This is a genomic window from Pseudomonas sp. SJZ074, from assembly GCF_007828215.1.
In the GTDB taxonomy this organism is placed as follows: domain Bacteria; phylum Pseudomonadota; class Gammaproteobacteria; order Pseudomonadales; family Pseudomonadaceae; genus Aquipseudomonas.
Window position 1 is genome coordinate 62,786 of sequence record NZ_VIUE01000025.1, and the last position, 20,710, is coordinate 83,495.

Genomic DNA, 20,710 nt, shown 5'->3' on the forward strand with positions numbered 1-20,710 from the left:
GGCCGGCACATGCAATTCGAGGATATCTATCGTCTGGAAGTGGTCGCCGCGCTCGAACACGACCACCAGCTGGACTTCAAGGACATTGGCGACAAGTACCTGCAGAAAGGGGTTTGCCCGGGCTGTGGTGAACGCACGCTGTACATCGCCCGCAAGCAGCCTTACCAGCTCAAGTGCAACCGGCTGAACGAATGCCAGTTCGAGGAAAAAACCCGCGAGCGTTACAGCTACCTGTTCGAGAACCTGAGCGAGCGTTTCCCGCGCACCGAGCTGAACCCCAATGCCACCGCCGACGCCTACCTGCAGCGCAACCGTGGCTTTGATATCAGCAAGCTGGCGGGCTGGTATGAGCAGGCCAAGCGCAGGGTAAAGCCCGGCGACTACCTGGCCGACACCGTGCGCTTTCCGCTGTGCGACGGGTACTGGGAACGCATCATTGACGCCAAGGCCGTGGCCGATAACGGCGGCGACAAAGCCGGCATCAAGTTCGGCATGAGCTACAAGGGCAACGGCTGGACGCCGCCTGGCCAGACCATCGAAAAGAGCGACCGCGTGTACATCGTGGAAGGCATCTTCCACGCAATCGCCCTGCACCTGGCCGGCTACAAGGTGATTGCCAGCATCAGCTGCAACAACTTCCCGTGGGCGCTGATCGAGGCCAACAAGGGGAAGCTGGTCACCTGGGTGATTGCCCTGGACGACGACAAGGCCGGTCGGTCGGTGATCCCCAAGTACCTGACCATGATCCGCAGCATGAAGGAAATCGGCTGGGTGGCCCTGGCCGGTGAACGCGACTGGGACGACGTGTACCGCGACGGCCAGCTGAACGACGAATTCATGGAAGAAGCCTGCTATCAGGGCCGCCTGTTCAGTGCCACCAGCGCGATGAAAAAGGCCTACCTGCTGTACACCAAAAAGCCCCGGGGCTTCTTTCTGGTGGAGTTCGGCAGCCGCTTGTTTTCCGCCCGCGTCAACCTGACCGAGCTGCAGAAGGATCTGGACGGCGACGACGTGGAAGGCCACCAGCCAGAGTTTGCCAAGCACACCACCATCACCCAGGTGGCCAACTGTGTGCCGAAGTTTGAGTACATCGAGAAGGACGCCACCACCAGCGAGCAGCGCTACTTCTTCCAGTTCAACTTCCCCAACGCCCGGCAGACCTGCAAGGAACCCCTAACACCCAGCGCCATTACCGACCCCCGCGGCTTCGCCAAGGCGATGTTCGAGCGCACCCCCGGCGGCATGTTTGAAGGCGGCGAGCGCGTGCTGACCATGCTGAAAAGTGAATGGTTCAAGGACGTGCGCACCGTCCGCACGCTGCCCTTTGTCGGCTATGACGACGTGAGCGGGGCCTACTGCTACCCCGGGTTCGGTTTCCACAAGGGCAACGAAGTGTTGGTGAACGACCACGGTTTTCTGGACGTGGGGGCCGACGGCTTGAAGACCTCGACCCGCAGCTACCCGGTGGTGCGCGGCAAGGACTTCGACCCCAGCTGGTTTGCCGACTTCCTGGCGGTGTTCTCCCTGAACGGCCTGGCCATGCTCGCCTGGTGGACGGGCACCCTGTTTGCCGAGCAGATCCGCGCCAAGCATGCCAGCTGGCCTTTCATGGAGCTGACCGGCGTGGCCGGATCCGGCAAGTCCACCCTGCTGCGTTTCCTGTGGCGCTTGGTCGGCCGCAAAGACGAGGAAGGCATTAAGCCAAGCGGCAGCGGTGCGAGCGCCATCGGCCTGCTGCGTGCGCTGGCCGGCGTCAGCAACCTGCCAGTGGTGCTGCTGGAGTCCGACAAGGAAACCATCGACGCCCACGGGCGGATCCTGACCGTGCAGTACAACTGGGACGAAATCAAACCCCTGTTCGACTACAAGGCCAAGCTGCGGGTGATGGGCGTCAAGAGCGCCAACAGCGACACCGAATCGCTGATTTTCCGGGGTGCGGTGTGCATTTCGCAGAACACCAGCGTGGACGGATCCGAAGCCATCCTGACCCGCATCACCTACCTGCACATGACCCTGGAACACCACAGCGCGGATCTGAAACCCCTGGCCGACCGCCTGAAAGCCATGGAAGTGGAAGACCTGGCCGGCTACCTGCGCGCGGTGCTGAACCGTGAAAAGGAGTGGCTGCAGCACTACTTCGAGGCCTTCCGGACGTATGAGCAACGCTTTCAGGCGCTGGGTGGCGTTACCCACAGCCGCATTGTGTTGTGCCACGCCCAGGTGATGGCCGCCGCCAAGGCCACCCAGGCGCTGTTCCCTGGCTGGACTGACCGCAAGCTGGAAGAACTGGCCAGGCACATGGAAAGCCGCGCCCTGGAGCGTCAGCAGCGCTGCAGCGCCGAGCATCCGACCGCCGCCCAGTTCTGGCAGATCTACCACTACCTGAACGAACAGGTGGTGACGATCACCGACGCCGACGGCACCCGCGAAGAGATCCGCGAAACGCTGAACCACAGCACCGATCGAGACGTGATTGCCATCAACCTCAACCACTTCCAGCAGGTATGCAAACAGGCCGGGCAGGAAGTGATCCCCAACGTGCTGCTGCAGCGCGCCCTGCGCCAGAGCCGCACACACCCCTTTATCGAAAGTAGGAAGGCCCACTCGAAGATCGAGCGCCGGAGCATCAACTGCTGGCTGTTTAAGAGGAAAGCCTGAGCAGTGGAATTCGTGGGGGTTCACCGGGGCCTGGGTGGGTTTCAAGCGGTAAGGCTCTGTTTCTGTGTAATCCCTTCATCTGTCTGGAATATCTGGAAGGTTTATAGGTAACCCAATGAATACAAGCACTTACAGCTGTTCAGCAACTCTTATGCCACTGGAAGGCGCTGGAAGGTTTTTCCTTCCACCACCTTCCACCGACCTTCCACTTTTTGCTTTTTCGGCTGAATCCGCTGAAAGCCACGCAGCACTAGGCGTCCAGAGCTTCCGCGCTGCGGCGACCTTCCACCACCTTCCACCCCAGGTGGAAGGCCGTGAAAAAAACCTGAGCCAGCAACCACGCGGGCTCCAGCGCACCACGACTACCGACCTTCCACTTATTCCAGACATGCAGGGGGACTTCCCGCCGCATTCCTTTTTTTGGGGGTGGCCATGGCCGAACTGAACCCCGACGACGAGCACCGCCGCGAGTGTCTGGCGCGCCACATGCTCCGCAACTGGACGTTCGACGAGATCCGCGACTGGCTGAAAAAGCCCAAGAGAACCGAGGCCTACCGCGAAGACATGCGGGCCAGGCTGAACCGACTGAAACAGGAGAACCGCAAACGATGAACGCAATCACCCAAGCCCCACAGCGGTGCCCGCTGGATGCCGAGGCAGCCCTGGACTTTCCCCGCTGGTGGCAGCGCGCTGCCGAACTGGTGGAGCTGCCGCTGGGCCAGCGCGGCCTGGACGTGGCCGGCACCGGCCTGGCGCAGTTGCTCAAGCGCCTGCAGGCCCTGGACACCCCGCGCCGCGCCCTGCTGCTGACCATGGCCTGCATGGCCAACCCACAGCGCGCCGACTGGCTGCAGGCCGAAGTCGGCATGCACGTCGGCCAACTGACCGCCGCCGACCTGGGCCCCGAGGTGTTCCAGACGCTGGTCGGCCTGCTGGCCACTTTCAAACCCGCCCCAAGCAACTGAAAAGGAGCCTCACCCCATGAATGAATTCAACCTGCGTGACCAGCTCGCCAAGCAGCAGGCCTATAAGGCGCAACGCCAGGCCCTGATCACCGTCGGCCTGCAGGCGCTTAACCGCCTGATCACCGTGGCGGTGCGCCCCACCGGCCAGGGCCGTGTGATCGGTCGCTTCCTGCTGGGCCTGTACAACGGGCCGGAGTACCCCTTTGACCTGACCGAGCTGCGCGGCCTTGACCTGGCCCTGTTCGAGGACTGCCTGCGGGTGCTGATGATGGATTACAGCCCCGAGGTGGAGATTCACGAACGGGTGCCGAACGGCTTCGCCATCTGGGCCGAGCTGGTGGCCATGTGGGCACCGAAGGGGGCGCGGGCGTGATCGTCTACTTCTGCGCGAACGGCATCAGCTCCGAGATGGGGCTGCCGTCTGTATATCTGGAGAACGCCCGGGCCGAGGATCTGGCCGAGCTGGCCGCCGGCATGTTCTGGCGTGAGCGCCAGGGCGAAGCCCCGTCGCTGGTGACGCTGATCCACCTGCAGGACGTGGACGGCAAAGACCTGGGGATTTTCGAGGTTCGGCGCGATATGCGCCCGATATTCACCGCCACGGCACTGCCGGCGGCGTGAAGGAACGGCGTCGAGGAACGGCGTCGAGGAACGGCAATTCCCCGACGCCAACCACCACTTAGGAGATACGTGAATGCAAGCACAAACCCTTAGCAGCAGCGCGGTGAAGGCTACCACAACCGCCTTTATCGGCCGTGCCCTGATTGGCTACCAACTGCAGCGCAGCCCCGCCGCGCGGATCCGCCTGGAGACTGCCGCCGACCTGGCCCGCCACCTGGGCCAGTTGAGCGACGGCGACGCCGCAGTGATAGCCGAGCAGCTGGCAAAGCCCTGCCGCCACCAATCCACCCCCGTCAATGAGGTTTCCCATGGCTAACCGCTTTCTCCGTGGTTGCGGCGAGGATCTGAAACGCCTGGTCAGCTTCGCCCAGTCGGCTGGCTGGGCCGTGCAGCAGACCCGGAAACTGCACCTGAAATTCACCAAGCCAGGCCGCCAGCCGGTGTTCACCAGCGGCACACCCAGCGACCGCCGCGCCTGGCTCAACGCCAAGGCGCAGCTGAGCCAGGCCGACAAGCTGGCAGGGGGTGCAGCGTGCTGATGCTGAACGGCCACGACGTGAGGGTGTGCGAGGCGCGGCTGCGCCAGGCACGTGCCCAGCTGGCGGTGCCGGCGACCTTCGACATGGTGGAGGCCACCCAGGTGGTGGAGCTGTACACCAGCTTCGGGGTGGTGCAGGTGCCGCTGCCTGCGGGGGAGTTCATCGTGGGGATGGAGGATCCAGCCGGGGTGCGCCGCTTTGGGGTGGTGCGTTTCGAGGGGATTCCAGACGACGAAGGCTGGCACGTCGACTAGGTTTAGCGGCTAAATTTCGGGGCGCAGATGCGCCCCTTTTTTATTGCCGCAATTAAGATACCAAACCCAATATTGGGATTTAATAAGCACGATATTAAAACACTATATCGAATATATTCCTGATCACTTAATCAGACTTCACACCTCTGCAACCCTTGCAAACCCTGAATTGTCCTTTTGTTCCTTTGTACTTATGTACTCGGTACAATAACTAATTACTTAATTATTTAACCGCTCGTCATTTCGCTATTTCGTTAATTAGCGATTCAGCTAAATTGACAACCCAACTTAGGAATTCAGAAAAGCCCTAGAAGCCCCACCTAGCAAGGGCTCAAACCCTAAGTTTGGAATTCAAAACCTTTCATTCCCTCACATCTGCAATCAAACGCGAAAGATAAAAAAAGTGCTTGACCGCACAAATTTTTAATAAGTAAAGTTCGCCCCGATTGAATCTGCCCAGCATGGAGTAAGCGGCAATGGACGAACAAAAAAACAGCGTTATAAATCCACGTGATGAAGTCGAGGAAGTGGCCCAGGTTATAAGTTTTCTTGGGCGCGTGATCGGCGCTGTTGCACTGGATGATTATGAGCGGGTGGGGGCGCAGGTGGTGGCCGAGTGGTCAGCCGAGCGGCTGCGGAATTGCTCCGCAGCGATGGGTCAGGCGGGCAGCGCGCCCAGTTGATCGAAAAGCTGGCGCTGTTGTGCCGGCGGGAGTTGGCGGAGGCGGTCGAACAGCAACTGGTCGATGGCCCCCGCAGCAGGCCGAAGGGCATGCGAGTAGGTGAGATTCATCACGAAGGTGTGCCCACACTTAGGGTCAAGGCACTGGCAGTACAGGCGGGCAAATTCCACCGACAGTTCGTCGCGTGACCCGATCCGGGCTTTCCCCTGACATTCCTTGCAGTAGATCCGCAACGTATCTCCCTCCCCCGAAGGTGTTCGCACGGACACTATTCTGCCACAACATCTAGTGGCTAACTGCATCAGCGAACCCAACCCGTCGATCTTGGCGCAGTACGGCATTGACCTGCAGGAACAGCTGGCAGATCGGCCGAATCTCGTTGTTGGTGTACACCCTGTCGATCTTTTCGATATCGCCAAAGCCCCCGGCATTCTCCGGCATGATCCCCGCCAGGGCGGGATTCATGCGCCAGGCCGCGATCACGTCCGCCCGGGTGATGTTCTTCACCCGCTCGAATTCGTCTTTGGTGGCCACGTCGCCCACGGGGATGATCTGAATGGCTTTCTCGCCGCCGTTGGGGATGTTGACGAACATCGAGCGGAAATTGCCCACGCCCTTGCTCGCGCTGATCTGCGCTTTCAGGGCGTCCTCGTCTTCTTCAGATAGGTCGGGATCGTTGGTGTAGAAGATGAACCCAGCGTGCGCGCCGTTGTTGTAGTACCGGCGACGGAACAGGGTGGCGGACTCATTCAGCAGCAGCGAATGCAGGCCGCCCAGGTAGTCGGGCACGCCGTACACGTCCTGTTCCACGTCGTAGTCCATGACGTGTTCCACCTCGTCTTCGGCAAAGTGCAGTTCCTGCCCGTTGGGCAGCAGCATCACGAAACCGCCACCCACTTTGCGCCGCATGTTGATTGCCGGCAGGTGCCGCAGCTCAAGCACCTGGCCGATGATGTTGCGCAGGCGCTGAAAGTACGCCTCACCGAACACCATAAAGTCGAGCGCGGCGCGCCCCATCGTCTGCGCGCTGCAGCCGGCCGATGGGATGAAGTCACGCAGCAGCAGGTTGCGCTTGAAGCGCGGAATGGTGCCGTGGTGGGCGTTGGCGCGCAGTAGCCTGGCCAGCCCGGTGCGTGACACCGGGGGCGTGTAAATGCGCCCGTCGTCGCTGGCGAACACGCCCAGGTACTCGCCCATGTTGCTGGCCAGTACCGATTCCGGAGCCCCGAACGTGAAGGCCCGCACGTGCTTGGATGGTTGCGCCTGATGTTGCTGCGTTTGCTCTGCCATGGCTGCCCTGTTCGAGTGTCGAGTAGCGGCTGCGACGCCGCTTGTTGGTGTTTAGGGGTTCGTGTGCCAGCGCGTGCATCACAGCCCAGGCCACGTCGGCATGGCCGGTGGCATCGGTGCGTGACGCGCTGTAGGTGATCTGGCCGCTGGCCGTGGCCCCGCGCTTGATCGTGAGGAAGGCGGCAGCGATATCGTTCCAGCCGGCGTCCCATTCGATGCGGCTGCCCTGGATCGTGTCCTGTGCTTTCAGTACCAGCGTGTTTTTGGTTTCGAGGCTGTAGTGGATCGGCGTGGCGCGCGGGAAGAAGTCGCGCACCAGATCGAACACCCCATAGCCCACCCCGGTGATGTCGATCCCGATGTGCTGCACGTTGAAGCGCTCGCACAGCTTCTTGACCTGGGCGGCCTGGTAGGTGAACGAATGCCCCCGCCAGCTGTGCTTCTCCAGAATCCGGAACCGCGCCCCGGGCTCCAAAGGCGGGGCCACCACCACGCAGGTGGCATCGTCGCGGGTGCGGCTGGGATCGTAGCCAAGCCACACCGGGCTGTTGCCGAAAGGCCGCTCTGCCTTCGGATCCGGATCGTAGTCAGCCCACAGGCTCTGGTCTGAGTAGCAGCGTTCGAGGTCGGCCAGGGTGAAGACGCTTTGCGTGCTGTCGATGAATTTGCACATGTACAGCTGGTCGAAGCGGTCTTCGTCGTTTTCGAGGCGCAGCCGGTCGATATCGAACAGATCACAGCCGCCGGCTGCCGCGTCTTCGATGGTGATTTTCTTGCGCCACTGGCCATCCGGACACAGCGCGCCCTTGTGAATGGCGGCCTCGCTCGGCCAGTCCTGCCCCAACTTTTTGCCGCGCTTGCTGTTGCGGAATTCCTCGCCCGTCCAGAACGGGTACGCCTGGTGGGTGACGGCGCTGGGGGTGGAAAAGTAGGTTTTGCGCCACTTCTTGTGCGAGGCCATGGCCCCGGCCAGGTTGTTCAGCTTCTCGAAATCGCGGATCCAGAAATATTCGTCAATGTAGACGTGGCCATGGTGGCCCTGGGCGGTGCTGCTGTTGGTGGAGAGAAAACGCAGCTCGGCCCAGGGCTTGCCGTCTTTGCTGAGCACGATGGGATTACCGGTCAGCTGCAGGCCGAACCATTCAGCGGCAAAGGCAATGATGTAGCTGCGGAAAATCTCGGACTGGGCGCGACTGGCGGACAGGAACATCTGGTTGTCACCGGTCAGCACCGCGTCCATAAACGCTTCGGCGGCGAAGTAGTAGGTCAGGCCCACCTGCCGGCTTTTTAGGATGTTGCGGATCCGTGCGGTAAGCGGGTTTTTCTTCGCCTCGAACAGCTCCAGCTGATAGCCGAACATCTTGCTGGTGAACTTCTCCAGAAAGTCCACTTCGCCCAGGCCGGTGACGTCGTTCTTCGGTTTCTTCTCCCGGCGCTGTTCGCCCCGCTCGCCCTTGTTACGGCGTCCACCGCGCTGCCCTTCGCCACCCTCGCCCCGCTCTGGCTGCGCCTCACTGGCGGCCGGGTGGGCAGGCTTGGCGCTCTGTTTCAGCAGCCGCTCGCGGATGGTGGTCAGGCGGTCGAGTTCGTCCAACTCGCCTTTGGCCAGGGTGCCCTGCTTTTCCAGCAGCAGGGTGATGCGCCGGCTGACGGCGGTCACCGGTTCCTCGTCCGTCAGCATCTCGTCCCAACCGCCACGGGCGATCCAGTAGTAGACGATCCGGACGTTGGGCAGCTTGAGCTGTGCCTGAATTTCGCGCGGTTTGCAGCGGCGCAGGTACAGACGCTTGGCGGTTTCTTTGACTTCGACTGAGTAAGGCATGGGCCGCAGTCTAAGCGGCAAAAAGGCCCGCAACGCGGCCTGTTATTCCTGACTATTCCTATTTTTATCAGCTAGTTATAGATCAATGTTAAAGCGTTTGTTTAGGTGATGGGCGATGCCTATGGTGGGGGCATCTGAACCCACACCAAGCGAACAGACGCCTATGCCCCGCTCCCTTGTATCTGATTGGAAACGTGTCGCCACCAGTGGAAAAACCATCGACGGCCGCACTATCGAAGTGCAGGAACTGCGCGATATGGCCGACACCTACGACCCGGCCACCTACACAGCGACGATCTGGTACGAGCACATCCGCTACATGGGTAGCCTGGGCACCGTCGCTGCCCTGAAAGCCGAGGACGTGGACGGCGGCAAGGTCGCTCTGTTCGCCCAGCTAAAGCCCAATGACCGCCTGCTGCAGCTGAACAAGGAAGCGCAAAAGCTGTTCAGCAGCGTGGAGATCAAGCCGAACTTCGCCGACAGCGGCAAGGCCTACCTGTCCGGCCTGGCCGTGACGGACGAGCCGGCCAGTCTGGGCACCGAAGAACTGCACTTTTCCCGCCGTGCCGGTGCTGGGAACCACTTCGGCAACCTCGAACCGCTGGGCGATTTGGCCCCAGTCGATTCCGACGAAGCCGCCGCCGTGTCCCTTCTTGCCCGCTTGTTTAGCGCCTTGGGCAAAGGCCCGACCGAATCCCCCGCAACCCCCAAAGACGAGAGCACCCCAATGGATCCGAAAACCGTAGAGGCCTTCACGGCTGCGGTGGACAAGCTCGAAACCGCCGCCACCAGCCTGGCAACGAGCGCCGCCACCTTTGCAGCCAAGCCGGCCACACCCGCACCGGCTGCAACCCCAGCCGCTGAGCCGGCCAAGGTCGAAGGCGAGCAAGCCCAGACCGTCAGCGCTGAGCAGTTCGCCACGCTGCAGAAAGGCCTGGAAAGCCTCACCACTATGTTCAACACCGCGCTGAATCAGGGCCAAGGCAAAGATGTGCCGGCAACCACTGGTGCAGTCGACGCCGATAAAGAGGTTGTTTACTGATGAGCCTGAGCACAGCAGCGCGCTTGCGTTTTAGCACCCTGGCATTGGCCATTGCGTCCACCTATGCCGTGGAATCCGTTCGTGAAGAGTTCAACGTCTCGCCGACCCACGCGCAGACCCTGAACGAAAAAATCACCCTCAGTTCGTCCTTCCTGCAGCGGATCAACGTGATCCCGGTCAGCGAGATCAAGGGCGAAAAAGTCATGCTGGGCGTCAATGGCTCAGTCACCGGTCGCACCAACACGACCAACGCCGACCGCGTAGCACGCAACGTGCTGGGCCTGGACGGCAACGGCTATGAGCTGTTCGAAACCCACAGCGACGTGGGGCTGAAATACGCCACCATCGACGCCTGGGCGAAGTTCAAAGACTTTGCCCAGCGCTATGCAGCCGCCGTTCAGAAACAGATCGGCCTCGACCGCATCATGATCGGCTGGAACGGCACCAGTGTGGCCGCCACCACTGACCGCGTGGCCAACCCGCTGCTGCAGGACGTGAACAAGGGCTGGCTGCAGATTGCCCGCGAACAGGCCCCGGAACAGGTGATGGCCCAGGGCACCAAGGCTGCCGGCAAGATCCAGATCGGCGCGACGGGTGATTACGCCAACCTCGACGCCCTGGTGTTCGACGTGTCGCTGATGATCGAAGAGGAATTCCGCGACGGTGGCGACTTGATTGCCATCGTAGGCCGCGACCTGTTGGCATACGACAAGGGCAAGCTGTACGCCAACCAAGGCGGAAAACCGACCGAGAAAGAGCGCCTCGAAATGGCCCAGGTGATTGCCACTTATGGCGGCCTGCCGACCTTCACCTGCCCGCACTTCCCAAGCAAGGGCGTAGTGGTCACCAGCTGGGACAACCTGTCTATCTACTTTCAGGACAGCAGCTGGCGTCGCCAGATCGTAGAGAACCCGAAGCGCTCGCAGGTTGAGGATTACAACAGCCGCAACGAAGGCTACGTGATCGAGCAGCTGGGCAAGTTCGCGGCTATCGAAGCCGCCGCCGTGGAGTTCGTATAACCATGATGAGCCCGGCACTTGCCCACAAGCAGCGCATGCTTGAGCAAGGCCGGTCTGCCAACCGCGCGGTGGCGTACAGCCCCGCAGCGGCCCTGGCAGGCCCGGCCAACGCGCAGAAACACCTGGCGCTGATGACTTCGGCCCTAGCCGAGGATCTGGCGCGCCTTTCCGATATGAATTCGATGGGCGACCGCCAGACCCTCAAGCGGGACGAGCTGCTGCCCAAGTACCTGGACTATGTGCAGCGCTACCGCGAGTCGGGCCTGAACCACCCCAATCAGGTGCTGATGCAGGTGCTGGTCTGGCTGTTCGACACCGAGCAGTTCGAGGCAGGCCTGGATCTGGCGCTGTTCGCCATCGAGCAAGGCCAGGAAATGCCCGAACGCTTCAAGCGCGACGTGCCCACCTTTGTGGCTGATGCGCTGATCGACTGGGCCGAAGCCGAGCACAAGGCCAAGCGCAGCCCCGAGCCGTACCTGTCGCAGCTGATGCCCTACGTGGACGGCTACTGGGCCGAGATCACCGCCGAAGAAGGCACCCAGCTGCCGACGCCCTGGAAGCTGTTCGAGCGCATCCCGGCGCGCTTCCACAAGCTGCTGGGGATCCTCGCCATGGAAACCGAGCAGTGGGCGGACGCCATCGACCACTTCGAGCGAGCGACCGCGCTTTATCCGGAAATCGGCGTGAAAACCCGTTCGGACGATGCCGCCAAGGCCCTGCGCAAGCAGCAAGCCGAGCAGGCCAAGGCCGACGAAAACCCGACCACCTAACCGACTACCCCCCCCAGCGGGGGCCTGCCGAAGCCATGGCCCTGTGCCAATGCCTGAAAGCAGCCACCCCCGCCCCTATTCGATGGACGGCCAGCAATGAGCTTTTCCGGCAAACCCACCACCCTGGTGGAACGCGCAATTCCCAACGACGGGTTCTGGCCCGACCTGGGCGTGAGCGAGTTCCAGACCGGCTACCGCCTGCCGGCGGAATACGTGGTGGATCTGCTGGCCGACGGGATCACCAACGCCATGGGCGAGGTGAACCGCGACCTGGCCAAGCGCAAAGCCGCCTGGCAGGCCGCTGGCATCAGCAACGTGGAAACCGCCGACACGCAGGTACTGCCGGAGCGCGCCTTCTACGCCGCCACCTACAAGCGCGCGGTGTACTGCCGCGCCAAGGCCCATCTGCTGCCGCAGTTCGCCACCATCAACCGCCGCGAATCCGCCGAGAACCTAGCCAAGGAAAGCACCGAAACCCGCGAGGTATTCCTGTCTTTCAGCCAGCAGGCGGTGCGCTTGATCCAAGGCCGTGGCCGCATCACGGCGGTGCTGCTGTGAACAAGCTGCGCGAACTCACCAGCCACCTGATCGAGCGCCGGCTAGTGCTGCCGGAACAGCTGGACAGCTGGGCCGAGCAGGTGACCCTGCCGCTGTACTGGAAGCACACCACGCAGGGCCTGCACATGGGCGACATGCGCTACCGCGCGGTGATCGTGCTGGAGCGCTTCGCCGACCACCCCGGCCGCCTGATGGCGCTGGTGGGTTCCTGGCTGGAAGCCAACGACCCAGGCCGAGAGGATGACGCGCTGCCGCCCCCCACTTTCGAGATTGACCAGTTGGACGCCGACACCGCCGACGTGGAGCTGCAGCTGGACTTCATCGAGCCGCAGCACCTGGCAGAGGATCCGGATGGCGAGATTGAAGCCTTCGGCAAGCGCTGGGCGTTCGTGCCGTTCGATCTGTGGATTGCCGACGACGGGAGGGTGACCGATGGCCGCACCGACCGTTGATTTTGACGTGCGCGGCATGCTGGACGCGCAGCAGACCATAGAGCTGTTGAGCCTGCCGGCGTCCAAGCGCCGCCGGCTGCTGAACAACGCCGCCAAGCGTGTGCGCACCCGCAACCGCAAACGCATTAGCGAGCAGCGCAACGTCGACGGGACGCCCTTCGAGGCGCGCAAGACAGGTGGCAAACGCAAGATGATGCGCGGCCTGGGCAAAACCCTGCAGGTGGTCAGTCTGACCGCCGACGAGGCGGTGCTGGGCTGGGGCAACCGGCTGGTGGCGCGCATTGCCGCCGACCACCAGCACGGCCGCCCGGAAACCATGAGTGCCGCGCGAATGCGCCGGCTGGGCAAAACCCCCGACTACAACGCCCCGGCCACCCGCCATCAGGCCCGCGCCCTGCTGAAAGCCGGCTACCGCATCCGCAACGGCAAGCGCTGGAAGCGCCCTTCCAACGGATGGATTCAGGAAAACCTCACCAGCGGCAGGGCGGGGCTGATCCTCGCCAAGCTGGCCGGCGACACCAAGAAACAGCGCTGGCAGATCGAACTGCCGGCCCGCGCCGTACTGGGCGCAGACACGCAGGACGTGCGCGAAACCGTGCGCACGGTGCTGCAGCAAACCCTCAACGCACCCCGATAGCGAGGCCTCGCATGGCTCAAGGCAAAGTCAGCGTCTACAACCTGAATCTGGGGCAAGGCCCAGTCACGGAAATTGAACGCTATTTCCTCTTTATTGGCCTGTCGGCGTCCAACGTCGGCGAGCTGATCCCTTTGAACACCCAGAGCGATCTGGACACCGAGCTGGGCGCAGCAGCCAGCGACCTGAAAACCCAGGTTGCTGCCGCTCGCCTGAACGGTGGCGATCGCTGGGCCTGCATGGCTCTGCCGATTGCCGCTGCAGCCGATTGGGAAACCGCGCTGGATGGCGCTATGCAGCAGGGCGTCACCGTGGAAGCGGTGGTGATCTGTTCGCCCGTGGCTACCGGTGCCGCGCTGGAAGCCCTGCACGCCAAGAGCGTGGCTATCAATAACCAGTATGGCCGCCGCCTGTTCATGATGGCCGCCACTGAGGGCATCGACGCGCTGCTGGACTGGAACGCCTATCTGGCAGAACAGCGCGCAATCACCAAGGACATTCTGGCCCCGCGTGTGCTGGTGGTGCCGCAACTGCATGGCAACGACCTGGGCGTGCTGGCTGGCCGCCTAGTCAATGCCGCCGTGAGCATTGCCGACAGCCCCATGCGCGTGGCCACGGGTGCCCTGCTGGGCCTCGGTGAAACCCCGGTGGACAAGGACGGTGTGCCGCTGCCATCGGCGATCCTGGCCGAGCTGGATAAAGCCCGCTTTTCGGTGCCGCAGACCTACCCGGATTACCCGGGCGTGTACTGGGGCGACGGCAACATGCTGGACGCGCCAGGCAGCGACTTTCAGGTGGTGGAATACCTGCGCATCACCGACAAGGCCGCCCGCCGCGTGCGGATCCTGCTGATCCAGCGCGTGGGCGACCGCCGTCTGAACAACACCCCCAACAGCATGGCCGCCAACAAGTCGGCACTGATGCGCCCGCTGCGGCAGATGGCGAAAACCGTGCTGTTCGCTGGCCAGCAGTTCCCCGGCGATATCGAGCCACCGAAAGACGACGACATCGTGCTGGTGTGGATGAGCAAAACCAAGGTTGAGGCCTACATCAAGTTGCGGCCGTACAACTGCCCCAAAGACCTGACCGCAAACATTGCCCTGGATCTTTCCAACGGCGACGAGGAGTAAGCACCCATGGCCCGAATCGGCGGCATGAACTTCGACGTGAACCTGGGCGATCTGCAGGTGCACATCGAGAAAGCGACCCTGGATATCACCGACAACACCGCAGTGGCACAGACCGGCGGTGTGCCGGATGGCCACGTGGATGGCGACGTTTCAGCCAGCGGCGAGTTCGAGCTGGACAGCTCCAACCTGTCGCTGCTGATCGAGGCGGCACGCCGCGCTGGCAGCTTCCGCAAGCTGGAACCATTCGACACGGTGTTTTTCGCCAAGGCTGGCGAGGACGAACTGCGCGTGGAGGCCTTCGGCTGCAAGCTGAAAGTGTCCAGCCTGCTGGATATCGACCCCAAGGGCGGCAGCAAGAGCACCCACAAGGTGCCGTTCGACGTCACCAGCCCGGACTTTATCCGCATCAACGGCGTGCCGTACCTCGACGCTAGCGAGATCGAGGGCCTGCGCTGATGGCTGACTGGGTAGACCGGGCGCTGGAGCGCGAGGAACTGGAACTGGAACGCGCCCTGGCCGCCCAGCTCGCCAGCGCCAAGCCTTCCGGCCCGAGCCTGCCCGAGTGCGCCGAATGCGGCGACGAGATCCCCGCCAAGCGGCAAGCGCTGGGAGGGGTTACCCGTTGCGTGCCATGCCAGACCACTTTCGAGAAAGGAACCCGCCGATGAAGACGAGCCCCTGGCCGAACTTCACCTACGCCGAATTGCGCTGCAAGTGCGGCAAATGTGGCAGCGATGGCAGCGAGATGGATCCGGCCTTTATGGCTGAGCTGCAGCAGCTGCGCACGCTCTACGGCAAGCCCATGGCGCTGAGCAGCGCCTACCGCTGCCCGCACCACCCAGCGGAGGCGAAGAAGCGCGAACCGGGCGAGCACACCACCGGCATGGCCGTGGACATTGCCTGCCGTGGTGCCGATGCGCTGCAGATCCTGCGCCTGGCCCTGACCCTGAAATTCACCCGCGTGGGCATCAGCCAGAAAGGTGCCGGGCGATTCATTCACCTTGGCACCGCGCCGGCCGGCGGACGCCTGCCCAGCCCGATGATCTGGAGCTACTGACATGCGCCGATCCACCGTTAATTCGCTGCTGTTGGTTGCCTTGTGCGGGGCCTGCATCTACACGCTGAGCGCCTGCAGCACCGCCAACACTGTGGGCACCGCAGCAGGCAGCCTGGTGCAGCGCTACTGCGACACGCCGAAGGCTGGCCGCGCGGTACTTCGCCACGCCATCGCCGCCAGCACCGCGCCGAACAAGATCCGCGTGGAGTGTGCCGCCGATGCCCTTTGAAAGTGATCTGGAGCTGCGCCACCACGCAGGGCAGGAACAGTGGGAGGTGATCCGCCCGCTGTTCTACGTCACCAAGGCCCGCCGCCGGGTAATTGTCCCGGTCGGCTACCGCACCGACCTGGCCAGCGTGCCGCGCTTCGCCTGGCGCATCGTGCCGCGCGATCACGAAGACGCGCGCCGGCCAGCCGTGGTGCATGACTACATCTACACCGACCTGACGCACCTTTACACCAAGGCAGAGGCTGACCGGATTTTCTACGAAGCCCTGCTGGAGGAAGGCATGCACAAGCCCATGGCTTGGCTCATGTGGTGCGCAGTCCGCATCGGCGGCCGTGGGAAATGGAGCAAGTAATGGAGCTATCCGCCACAGCCGTCAGCGTGCTGCTGATGCTGATCAACGCGGTGCTGACTGGCGTGGTGGGCTTTCAGGTTTACCTGTTCAAGCAAGTCAGCGCTGCGCGCCGCGAACACCTCGAATTCCGCATTGAAGTGGCTGAACGCTACGTGCGTGCGGAGTACATCGACAAGGCCATGGAGAAGCTGGAAGACCGGCTGGAACAGCGCCTGGAACACCTTTTTAACCAACCACCACAACGGAAAAGATCATGAGCGAACGCACCCCTATTGCGCTGGAAATCGGTGACAAGGAATTCACCTTCAACCTGACCCCGGCCGACGTGACCAAATACTTCAACGCCATCACGCAGAACAACAAGGTAGCCCCGTCCAACAACCTGCTGACCACCACCGTGGAGCCGGAGCAACTGGCCACCCTGCGCCCGCTGCTGGCCAACCCGATGCTGACCATGAAAGTGGCCGGCGCGCTGCTGGAAGAGTACGCACCGGACGTTGAAGTGACCGTAAAAAAGCGCTCGCCCGCGCTGACCGCCTGACCGAAGACGGCCTGGGCCAGTTAATGGCCCTGGTCGAACGCTGGCTACCTGGCGCACAGCCCACGGCAGACAACCTGGGCACCGCCAAGTGGCTGGAGGAAGAACACTGGCGCCGCATGGAGATTGCCGTAGCAAACGGCATCGCCAAGGCGCTGAACGGCTAACCACAGCAGGCACCACATGACCGCAGCCGCCACCAGCCATCTGGACTTTATCCTGCGCCTTGTCGATCAGGTGACAGCCCCTGCCGCGAAGGTCAGCAAGCAGCTGATGGACGTGGCCGAGGTCGGCAAAACCGGCTTTGTGCAAATGGGTGCGGGTGTGGCTGGCGTGGTCGGCACGGCCTACGCCCTGCAGGAAGCCATGGCCCCGGCCCTGGATCAGCAGCGCGCACTGGGCGAAGTGAAATCACTGGGCGTGGCCGAGGAAGCGCTGGACGAACTCAACCGCAAGTCGCTGGAATTCTCAGTGGCCTACGGCGAGAACGCCCAGGCGTTCGTCCGGTCGGCCTACGACATTCAAAGCGCCATCGCGGGCCTCACCGGCAGCCAGCTGTCGGCATTCACCAACGCTTCCAACGTGCTGGCCAAGGCCACCAAGGCCGACGCCGCCACGGTGACCAGCTACGTGGGCACCATGTACGGGATCTTCAAGAACCAAGCCGATGCCATGGGCAAAGCGGAATGGGTGGAGAACCTGGCAGGCCAGACGGCGCTGGCGGTGCAGATGTTCAAGACGACCGGCCAGCAGATGAGCGACGCATTCACCGCCGTGGGTGCCAACGCCACGTCGGCGGGTATCGGGCTGTCCGAGCAGGTGGCAATCCTGGGCACCCTGCAGGCCACCATGGGCGGTGCCGAAGCGGGCACCAAGTACAAATCTTTCCTGGCCGGCGTAGGCGCGGCCCAGGACAAGCTGGGGCTGTCGTTCACCGACAGCCAGGGCCGCATGCTGCCCATGCTGGACATTCTCGACAAGCTGAAAGGGAAGTTCGGCGACACCTTGACCGTGGCCGAATCCGACGAGCTGAAAAAGGCTTTCGGATCCGACGAGGCGGTGGGCCTGATCAAGCTGCTGATGGCCGACACCGCAGGCTTGGCCGGCAACATGGAGCAGCTGGGCAAGGTCAAGGGCATGGAGCAGGCCGAGAAAATGGCCCAGGCCATGGTCGATCCGTGGGAGCGCTTCGGCAGTGCGGTGGAGTCCGTGCGCATCGCTTTCGGCCAGGCCTTGCTGCCGGTACTGAACCCGCTGATGGAACGCCTGGCAGGCGGTGCCGCCACGCTGCAACGCTGGGTGGTGATGTTCCCCAATATCGCCCGCTGGCTCGGCTACATCACGCTTGGCGTGCTGGGCCTTGTGGCAGCTGCCGGCGCGCTGACAGTGCTGGGCGGCCTGTTCACCGTGCTGTCGGTGCTGGCAAGCCCCATCGCCCTGATCGTGATCGGCGTGGTGGCCCTTGGGGCTGCCGTGGTCGCTGCGATCATCTGGTGGGATGACCTGAAAGCCGCTTTCGGCGACACCGCATGGTTTCAGGCGCTGATGGTGATCATCACGCCCATCGTGCTGATGTTCAAAGTCTGGTGGGCGGTGATGGGCCTGCTGTGGCAAGGCGTGCAGCAGCTGTGGGCCTGGGGCGTGCAGTTCGTCACCTGGCTGGCTTCGTTTGAAGCTGCCGTGAGCGCCGGCAAAGCGGTGTGGGATGCCCTGCTGTGGGCGTTCTCCAACCTGTCGCCGTTCGCCATCCTGGGCAAGGCGCTGAAAGGCCTGATCGAGCTGCTGAACAGCATCCCGGGCGTGTCGATTGACACCAGCTTTGCAGACATGCCCGAGGTGCCCGGCGGCGTGGAGGCTATGAGCGCCGCAGAGAAGGCCAGCGCCGCGCAGAAGATGCAGCAGAGCATCAATGCAGCCATCCCCACCCTTTCGCCCAATCGCGCAGCAGCGGTGCCGCCAGGCGGCCTGCTGACGAGCATCCAGAACACCAGCAGCCAGAACAAGGGCACGCACATCGAAAAGATGGAGATCCACACCAGCAAACCCATGACCCCGCTGGAGCTGGAAAACATGATGGAGATGAGCGCCGGATGAGCCTCTACATAGACCTGCTGATTAAGGGCAACGACCTGGCCCTGGATCCGTCGCGCCAGCCGCTGCTGGTGGACGACCGTTCGAGCATCGCCCAGGACATTGCCCACCTGATCCGTGAAAGCGGCCTGTTGGTGACCCTGGTGGCCGAGCGCGACCGCTTCCGCCAGCGCGACTGCATCCAGCAGATGGAGCTGCTGGTGGAAGCCGACGTGCGCCTGGTGCCAGGAACCGCGCAAATCATCGAGCAGGCACCGGGCACGTATCTGGTGACCGCGCGCACTGTTGAATTTGGAGCCATTGAGGTGACCCTGTGACCGTAGATTTTAAGCAGGCGCTGAGTGACGCCGGCATTCCGACCACCGAAGCGGGCCTGCGCCAAGCTTGGGAAAGTGAGGTGGCCGCCCAAGGCAGTGCGCTGAGCAACACCAGCGCCTATTCGCCGTTTTGGCGCATCGTCACCGCGCTGGTGACCAAGCCCGTGCTGTGGCTGATCACTTTCATCAGCGGCACCGTGCTGCCGAACTTCTTTGTGAAAACCGCCGTGGGTGCCTGGCTGGACATGCTGGCCTGGGCGGTGAACGTGGAGCGCAAGGGCGCGACCAAGGCCAAGGGTGTGCTGCTATTCACTCGGCTGGCCGCTGGCGGCGCGCTGGAGGTGCCCGCCGGCACCGTGGTGCAGTCGGCTTCGATCAACGGGCACATCTACCAGTTGCTGACCACAGCAGCCGGCCAGTTCACCGATGGGATGATGCAGCTGGAAATCCCGGTGGAGGCGGTGGAAACCGGCAGCGGCTACAACCTGGCACCGGGTTATTACGCCATCCTGCCGGAACCGGTGCCGGGCATCGCCCAGGTGGCAAACGCCGACGGCTGGCTGACCAGCCCGGGCGCGGATCCAGAGCCCGACGACCAGCTGCGCCTGCGCGTGCGAAACCAGTTTTCCGCCGTGAACCAATGGCACACCGACGCGGTTTACCGCGCCATGATTGCCGCCTTCCCCGGCGTGCGCCCCGATGGGGTGTACTTCGAGCACGGCGCACCGCGCGGCCCTGGCAGCGCCAATGCCTACGTGCTGTTCGAAGCGGACGTGCCGGGCGAAACCTATCTGGCGCAGATCAACGCCCACATCCGCGACCAAGGCAACCACGGCCACGGTGACGATCTGCTGGCCATGATCATGCCGGAAACGCAGCACGCCATCAGCGTGGGGATCTGGCCGCGTTCAACCCTGACCGCTGAGCAGCGCACCACGCTGCAGGCCGAGGCCGCGCTATTCATCCGCGCCGCTTTCCGCGATAGCACGACGGCCGACTATCAGCCGACGCTGACCTATCCACAGTCGCGCTTTTCATTCAGCCGGCTGGGCGAGGAACTGCACCAACAGTTCCCGGGCATCGAGTCGCTGCACTTCGACAATGCCGACATTGTGTCGCAGTTGACCATCCCCCGGATCCAGAGCCTGGAGGTGGTGCTGCATGATTAAGCTCGGCCTGCCTTTCTGGCTGGACGGCCCGGAGCTGGCGAAGCTCAAGGCCGCCGCACAAGCCTGGTGGACAAAAGTGGAAGGCTGGCTGCGCTGGCCGCTGCTGCAGATGGACGCCGACACCTGCCACCTGACCATTCTCGACCTGCTGGCCTGGCAGCGCGATATCACGCGCTTTAAGGGCGAGCCCGAGGCCTTGTATCGGCTGCGGGTGAAGTACGCCTTCATCAACGCCGTGGACGCCGGCAGCACCGCCGGCATGAAACGCATTCTGCAGCGCCTGGGCGTGGGCTACGTCGAGATCGAGGAACGCCACCCCGACCGCGACTGGGACGTCGTGCTGCTGCAGCTGAGCAACACCCAGCTGGCCGAGAACCCCGAGCTTTTGCGCGTGCTGATTCAGCAATACGGCCGCACCTGCCGCCGCTATGACTTCGTGACCATCACCCCGGTGGTGCTGCGCGTGGTCGCCATCGACTTCAACGACGACCAGCAGACGCTGGTCGCCAGCCTGTAGGAG

Annotated in this window: 31 protein-coding genes; 28 read left to right on the forward strand and 3 right to left on the reverse strand. The window is 63.0% G+C overall.

Features of this window, described 5'->3' with window-relative positions:
* Positions 1-9 precede the first annotated feature (9 nt).
* From FBX99_RS22230 to FBX99_RS22270, 9 genes are all read left to right on the forward strand, one after another.
* Entirely contained in the window at positions 10-2,658 is a 2,649-nt protein-coding gene (locus FBX99_RS22230; protein ID WP_145132909.1) for a toprim domain-containing protein, read from the forward strand.
* A gap of 432 nt (positions 2,659-3,090) precedes the next feature.
* A complete protein-coding gene (locus FBX99_RS22235) occupies positions 3,091-3,270 on the forward strand; it encodes a hypothetical protein (protein ID WP_145132911.1) in 180 nt (59 codons plus the stop codon).
* Entirely contained in the window at positions 3,267-3,623 is a 357-nt protein-coding gene (locus FBX99_RS22240; RefSeq protein ID WP_145132913.1) for a hypothetical protein, read from the forward strand. The genes FBX99_RS22235 and FBX99_RS22240 overlap by 4 nt, the downstream gene beginning before the upstream one ends.
* 16 nt (positions 3,624-3,639) lie before the next feature.
* Entirely contained in the window at positions 3,640-3,996 is a 357-nt protein-coding gene (locus tag FBX99_RS22245; RefSeq protein WP_145132915.1) for a hypothetical protein, read from the forward strand.
* The gene (locus tag FBX99_RS22250) at positions 3,993-4,244 is read left to right on the forward strand and encodes a hypothetical protein (RefSeq protein WP_143491884.1); all 252 of its coding nucleotides are present in this window, start codon (positions 3,993-3,995) and stop codon (positions 4,242-4,244) included. The genes FBX99_RS22245 and FBX99_RS22250 overlap by 4 nt, the downstream gene beginning before the upstream one ends.
* 73 nt (positions 4,245-4,317) lie before the next feature.
* Positions 4,318-4,560: a hypothetical protein gene (locus tag FBX99_RS22255; protein ID WP_145132917.1), complete on the forward strand. Its 243-nt coding sequence runs from the start codon at positions 4,318-4,320 to the stop codon at positions 4,558-4,560.
* Positions 4,553-4,783 carry a hypothetical protein gene (locus FBX99_RS22260; protein ID WP_145132920.1) on the forward strand — a complete coding sequence of 77 codons (231 nt, stop codon included), beginning with the start codon at positions 4,553-4,555 and terminating at the stop codon, positions 4,781-4,783. The genes FBX99_RS22255 and FBX99_RS22260 overlap by 8 nt, the downstream gene beginning before the upstream one ends.
* The gene (locus FBX99_RS22265) at positions 4,777-5,037 is read left to right on the forward strand and encodes a hypothetical protein (RefSeq protein WP_178112034.1); all 261 of its coding nucleotides are present in this window, start codon (positions 4,777-4,779) and stop codon (positions 5,035-5,037) included. The genes FBX99_RS22260 and FBX99_RS22265 overlap by 7 nt, the downstream gene beginning before the upstream one ends.
* 476 nt (positions 5,038-5,513) lie before the next feature.
* Positions 5,514-5,720 carry a hypothetical protein gene (locus tag FBX99_RS22270; protein ID WP_145132922.1) on the forward strand — a complete coding sequence of 69 codons (207 nt, stop codon included), beginning with the start codon at positions 5,514-5,516 and terminating at the stop codon, positions 5,718-5,720.
* On the opposite strand, the gene FBX99_RS22275 is transcribed toward FBX99_RS22270, so the two are convergent.
* The 3 genes from FBX99_RS22275 to FBX99_RS22285 are packed head-to-tail and all read right to left on the reverse strand — an operon-like array spanning position 5,696 to position 8,832.
* A complete protein-coding gene (locus FBX99_RS22275; protein WP_087835764.1) occupies positions 5,696-5,953 on the reverse strand; it encodes an ogr/Delta-like zinc finger family protein in 258 nt (85 codons plus the stop codon). The two genes, FBX99_RS22270 and FBX99_RS22275, sit on opposite strands and share 25 nt — an antisense overlap.
* A gap of 52 nt (positions 5,954-6,005) precedes the next feature.
* A complete protein-coding gene (locus FBX99_RS29280) occupies positions 6,006-6,860 on the reverse strand; it encodes a phage portal protein (RefSeq protein WP_256664111.1) in 855 nt (284 codons plus the stop codon).
* On the reverse strand, positions 6,772-8,832 hold the full coding sequence (locus tag FBX99_RS22285; protein WP_145132926.1) for a terminase large subunit domain-containing protein: 2,061 nt from the start codon (positions 8,830-8,832) through the stop codon (positions 6,772-6,774). The genes FBX99_RS29280 and FBX99_RS22285 overlap by 89 nt, the downstream gene beginning before the upstream one ends.
* A gap of 163 nt (positions 8,833-8,995) precedes the next feature.
* Between FBX99_RS22285 and FBX99_RS22290 the strand changes: the two genes are divergently transcribed.
* The 19 genes from FBX99_RS22290 (at position 8,996) to FBX99_RS22375 (ending at position 20,707) form a co-directional block, all read left to right on the forward strand.
* Positions 8,996-9,874 (forward strand): GPO family capsid scaffolding protein, encoded by an 879-nt coding sequence (locus FBX99_RS22290; RefSeq protein ID WP_145132928.1) that lies wholly within the window; start codon positions 8,996-8,998, stop codon positions 9,872-9,874.
* Complete coding sequence (locus tag FBX99_RS22295; RefSeq protein ID WP_145132930.1) at positions 9,874-10,893, forward strand: phage major capsid protein, P2 family; 1,020 nt, start codon at positions 9,874-9,876, stop codon at positions 10,891-10,893. Before FBX99_RS22290 ends, FBX99_RS22295 begins: the two co-directional genes overlap by 1 nt.
* A 5-nt stretch (positions 10,894-10,898) precedes the next feature.
* Positions 10,899-11,663 carry a phage terminase small subunit gene (gene gpM / locus FBX99_RS22300; protein WP_145132989.1) on the forward strand — a complete coding sequence of 255 codons (765 nt, stop codon included), beginning with the start codon at positions 10,899-10,901 and terminating at the stop codon, positions 11,661-11,663.
* Between the two features lie 96 nt (positions 11,664-11,759).
* Positions 11,760-12,221, forward strand: coding sequence for a head completion/stabilization protein (locus tag FBX99_RS22305; RefSeq protein WP_145132932.1), 462 nt, complete (start codon positions 11,760-11,762; stop codon positions 12,219-12,221).
* A complete protein-coding gene (locus FBX99_RS22310) occupies positions 12,218-12,673 on the forward strand; it encodes a phage tail protein (RefSeq protein ID WP_145132934.1) in 456 nt (151 codons plus the stop codon). The genes FBX99_RS22305 and FBX99_RS22310 overlap by 4 nt, the downstream gene beginning before the upstream one ends.
* Positions 12,654-13,310: a phage virion morphogenesis protein gene (locus FBX99_RS22315; protein ID WP_145132937.1), complete on the forward strand. Its 657-nt coding sequence runs from the start codon at positions 12,654-12,656 to the stop codon at positions 13,308-13,310. The genes FBX99_RS22310 and FBX99_RS22315 overlap by 20 nt, the downstream gene beginning before the upstream one ends.
* Before the next feature lie 11 nt (positions 13,311-13,321).
* A complete protein-coding gene (locus FBX99_RS22320) occupies positions 13,322-14,437 on the forward strand; it encodes a DUF2586 domain-containing protein (protein ID WP_145132939.1) in 1,116 nt (371 codons plus the stop codon).
* 6 nt (positions 14,438-14,443) lie between these two features.
* Positions 14,444-14,893 carry a DUF2597 family protein gene (locus FBX99_RS22325; RefSeq protein ID WP_087835755.1) on the forward strand — a complete coding sequence of 150 codons (450 nt, stop codon included), beginning with the start codon at positions 14,444-14,446 and terminating at the stop codon, positions 14,891-14,893.
* A complete protein-coding gene (locus tag FBX99_RS22330) occupies positions 14,893-15,105 on the forward strand; it encodes a TraR/DksA C4-type zinc finger protein (RefSeq protein ID WP_145132941.1) in 213 nt (70 codons plus the stop codon). Before FBX99_RS22325 ends, FBX99_RS22330 begins: the two co-directional genes overlap by 1 nt.
* Positions 15,102-15,494: a D-Ala-D-Ala carboxypeptidase family metallohydrolase gene (locus FBX99_RS22335; RefSeq protein WP_145132943.1), complete on the forward strand. Its 393-nt coding sequence runs from the start codon at positions 15,102-15,104 to the stop codon at positions 15,492-15,494. The genes FBX99_RS22330 and FBX99_RS22335 overlap by 4 nt, the downstream gene beginning before the upstream one ends.
* 1 nt (position 15,495) lies before the next feature.
* Positions 15,496-15,723 carry a hypothetical protein gene (locus FBX99_RS22340; protein WP_145132945.1) on the forward strand — a complete coding sequence of 76 codons (228 nt, stop codon included), beginning with the start codon at positions 15,496-15,498 and terminating at the stop codon, positions 15,721-15,723.
* On the forward strand, positions 15,713-16,075 hold the full coding sequence (locus FBX99_RS22345; RefSeq protein WP_145132947.1) for a DUF1353 domain-containing protein: 363 nt from the start codon (positions 15,713-15,715) through the stop codon (positions 16,073-16,075). The genes FBX99_RS22340 and FBX99_RS22345 overlap by 11 nt, the downstream gene beginning before the upstream one ends.
* Complete coding sequence (locus FBX99_RS22350) at positions 16,075-16,332, forward strand: hypothetical protein (RefSeq protein ID WP_087835750.1); 258 nt, start codon at positions 16,075-16,077, stop codon at positions 16,330-16,332. Before FBX99_RS22345 ends, FBX99_RS22350 begins: the two co-directional genes overlap by 1 nt.
* Positions 16,329-16,616 (forward strand): putative phage tail assembly chaperone, encoded by a 288-nt coding sequence (locus FBX99_RS22355; RefSeq protein ID WP_145132949.1) that lies wholly within the window; start codon positions 16,329-16,331, stop codon positions 16,614-16,616. The genes FBX99_RS22350 and FBX99_RS22355 overlap by 4 nt, the downstream gene beginning before the upstream one ends.
* A 23-nt stretch (positions 16,617-16,639) precedes the next feature.
* The gene (locus FBX99_RS28955; protein WP_178112032.1) at positions 16,640-16,780 is read left to right on the forward strand and encodes a hypothetical protein; all 141 of its coding nucleotides are present in this window, start codon (positions 16,640-16,642) and stop codon (positions 16,778-16,780) included.
* A 16-nt stretch (positions 16,781-16,796) separates the two neighbouring features.
* Positions 16,797-18,707 carry a phage tail tape measure protein gene (locus FBX99_RS22360; RefSeq protein ID WP_145132951.1) on the forward strand — a complete coding sequence of 637 codons (1,911 nt, stop codon included), beginning with the start codon at positions 16,797-16,799 and terminating at the stop codon, positions 18,705-18,707.
* Positions 18,704-19,021, forward strand: a complete 318-nt coding sequence (locus FBX99_RS22365) for a DUF2590 family protein (RefSeq protein ID WP_145132954.1) — start codon at positions 18,704-18,706, stop codon at positions 19,019-19,021. Before FBX99_RS22360 ends, FBX99_RS22365 begins: the two co-directional genes overlap by 4 nt.
* Positions 19,018-20,190 carry a baseplate J/gp47 family protein gene (locus tag FBX99_RS22370; protein WP_145132956.1) on the forward strand — a complete coding sequence of 391 codons (1,173 nt, stop codon included), beginning with the start codon at positions 19,018-19,020 and terminating at the stop codon, positions 20,188-20,190. Before FBX99_RS22365 ends, FBX99_RS22370 begins: the two co-directional genes overlap by 4 nt.
* Positions 20,183-20,707 carry a phage tail protein gene (locus FBX99_RS22375; RefSeq protein WP_087835745.1) on the forward strand — a complete coding sequence of 175 codons (525 nt, stop codon included), beginning with the start codon at positions 20,183-20,185 and terminating at the stop codon, positions 20,705-20,707. Before FBX99_RS22370 ends, FBX99_RS22375 begins: the two co-directional genes overlap by 8 nt.
* Positions 20,708-20,710: the final 3 nt, after the last annotated feature.

What these genes read in the sequence shown, in the direction of transcription:
- FBX99_RS22230 (WP_145132909.1), top strand. Translation starts at nt 10, where the DNA reads ATGCAATTCGAGGATATCTATCGTCTGGAAGTGGTCGCCGCGCTCGAA.
- FBX99_RS22235 (WP_145132911.1), top strand. Translation starts at nt 3,091, where the DNA reads ATGGCCGAACTGAACCCCGACGACGAGCACCGCCGCGAGTGTCTGGCG.
- FBX99_RS22240 (WP_145132913.1), top strand. Translation starts at nt 3,267, where the DNA reads ATGAACGCAATCACCCAAGCCCCACAGCGGTGCCCGCTGGATGCCGAG.
- FBX99_RS22245 (WP_145132915.1), top strand. Translation starts at nt 3,640, where the DNA reads ATGAATGAATTCAACCTGCGTGACCAGCTCGCCAAGCAGCAGGCCTAT.
- FBX99_RS22255 (WP_145132917.1), top strand. Translation starts at nt 4,318, where the DNA reads ATGCAAGCACAAACCCTTAGCAGCAGCGCGGTGAAGGCTACCACAACC.
- FBX99_RS22260 (WP_145132920.1), top strand. Translation starts at nt 4,553, where the DNA reads ATGGCTAACCGCTTTCTCCGTGGTTGCGGCGAGGATCTGAAACGCCTG.
- FBX99_RS22270 (WP_145132922.1), top strand. Translation starts at nt 5,514, where the DNA reads ATGGACGAACAAAAAAACAGCGTTATAAATCCACGTGATGAAGTCGAG.
- FBX99_RS22285 (WP_145132926.1), bottom strand. Translation starts at nt 8,832, where the DNA reads ATGCCTTACTCAGTCGAAGTCAAAGAAACCGCCAAGCGTCTGTACCTG.
- FBX99_RS22290 (WP_145132928.1), top strand. Translation starts at nt 8,996, where the DNA reads ATGCCCCGCTCCCTTGTATCTGATTGGAAACGTGTCGCCACCAGTGGA.
- FBX99_RS22295 (WP_145132930.1), top strand. Translation starts at nt 9,874, where the DNA reads ATGAGCCTGAGCACAGCAGCGCGCTTGCGTTTTAGCACCCTGGCATTG.
- gpM (WP_145132989.1), top strand. Translation starts at nt 10,899, where the DNA reads ATGAGCCCGGCACTTGCCCACAAGCAGCGCATGCTTGAGCAAGGCCGG.
- FBX99_RS22305 (WP_145132932.1), top strand. Translation starts at nt 11,760, where the DNA reads ATGAGCTTTTCCGGCAAACCCACCACCCTGGTGGAACGCGCAATTCCC.
- FBX99_RS22315 (WP_145132937.1), top strand. Translation starts at nt 12,654, where the DNA reads ATGGCCGCACCGACCGTTGATTTTGACGTGCGCGGCATGCTGGACGCG.
- FBX99_RS22320 (WP_145132939.1), top strand. Translation starts at nt 13,322, where the DNA reads ATGGCTCAAGGCAAAGTCAGCGTCTACAACCTGAATCTGGGGCAAGGC.
- FBX99_RS22325 (WP_087835755.1), top strand. Translation starts at nt 14,444, where the DNA reads ATGGCCCGAATCGGCGGCATGAACTTCGACGTGAACCTGGGCGATCTG.
- FBX99_RS22330 (WP_145132941.1), top strand. Translation starts at nt 14,893, where the DNA reads ATGGCTGACTGGGTAGACCGGGCGCTGGAGCGCGAGGAACTGGAACTG.
- FBX99_RS22335 (WP_145132943.1), top strand. Translation starts at nt 15,102, where the DNA reads ATGAAGACGAGCCCCTGGCCGAACTTCACCTACGCCGAATTGCGCTGC.
- FBX99_RS22340 (WP_145132945.1), top strand. Translation starts at nt 15,496, where the DNA reads ATGCGCCGATCCACCGTTAATTCGCTGCTGTTGGTTGCCTTGTGCGGG.
- FBX99_RS22345 (WP_145132947.1), top strand. Translation starts at nt 15,713, where the DNA reads ATGCCCTTTGAAAGTGATCTGGAGCTGCGCCACCACGCAGGGCAGGAA.
- FBX99_RS22350 (WP_087835750.1), top strand. Translation starts at nt 16,075, where the DNA reads ATGGAGCTATCCGCCACAGCCGTCAGCGTGCTGCTGATGCTGATCAAC.
- FBX99_RS22355 (WP_145132949.1), top strand. Translation starts at nt 16,329, where the DNA reads ATGAGCGAACGCACCCCTATTGCGCTGGAAATCGGTGACAAGGAATTC.
- FBX99_RS28955 (WP_178112032.1), top strand. Translation starts at nt 16,640, where the DNA reads ATGGCCCTGGTCGAACGCTGGCTACCTGGCGCACAGCCCACGGCAGAC.
- FBX99_RS22360 (WP_145132951.1), top strand. Translation starts at nt 16,797, where the DNA reads ATGACCGCAGCCGCCACCAGCCATCTGGACTTTATCCTGCGCCTTGTC.
- FBX99_RS22365 (WP_145132954.1), top strand. Translation starts at nt 18,704, where the DNA reads ATGAGCCTCTACATAGACCTGCTGATTAAGGGCAACGACCTGGCCCTG.
- FBX99_RS22375 (WP_087835745.1), top strand. Translation starts at nt 20,183, where the DNA reads ATGATTAAGCTCGGCCTGCCTTTCTGGCTGGACGGCCCGGAGCTGGCG.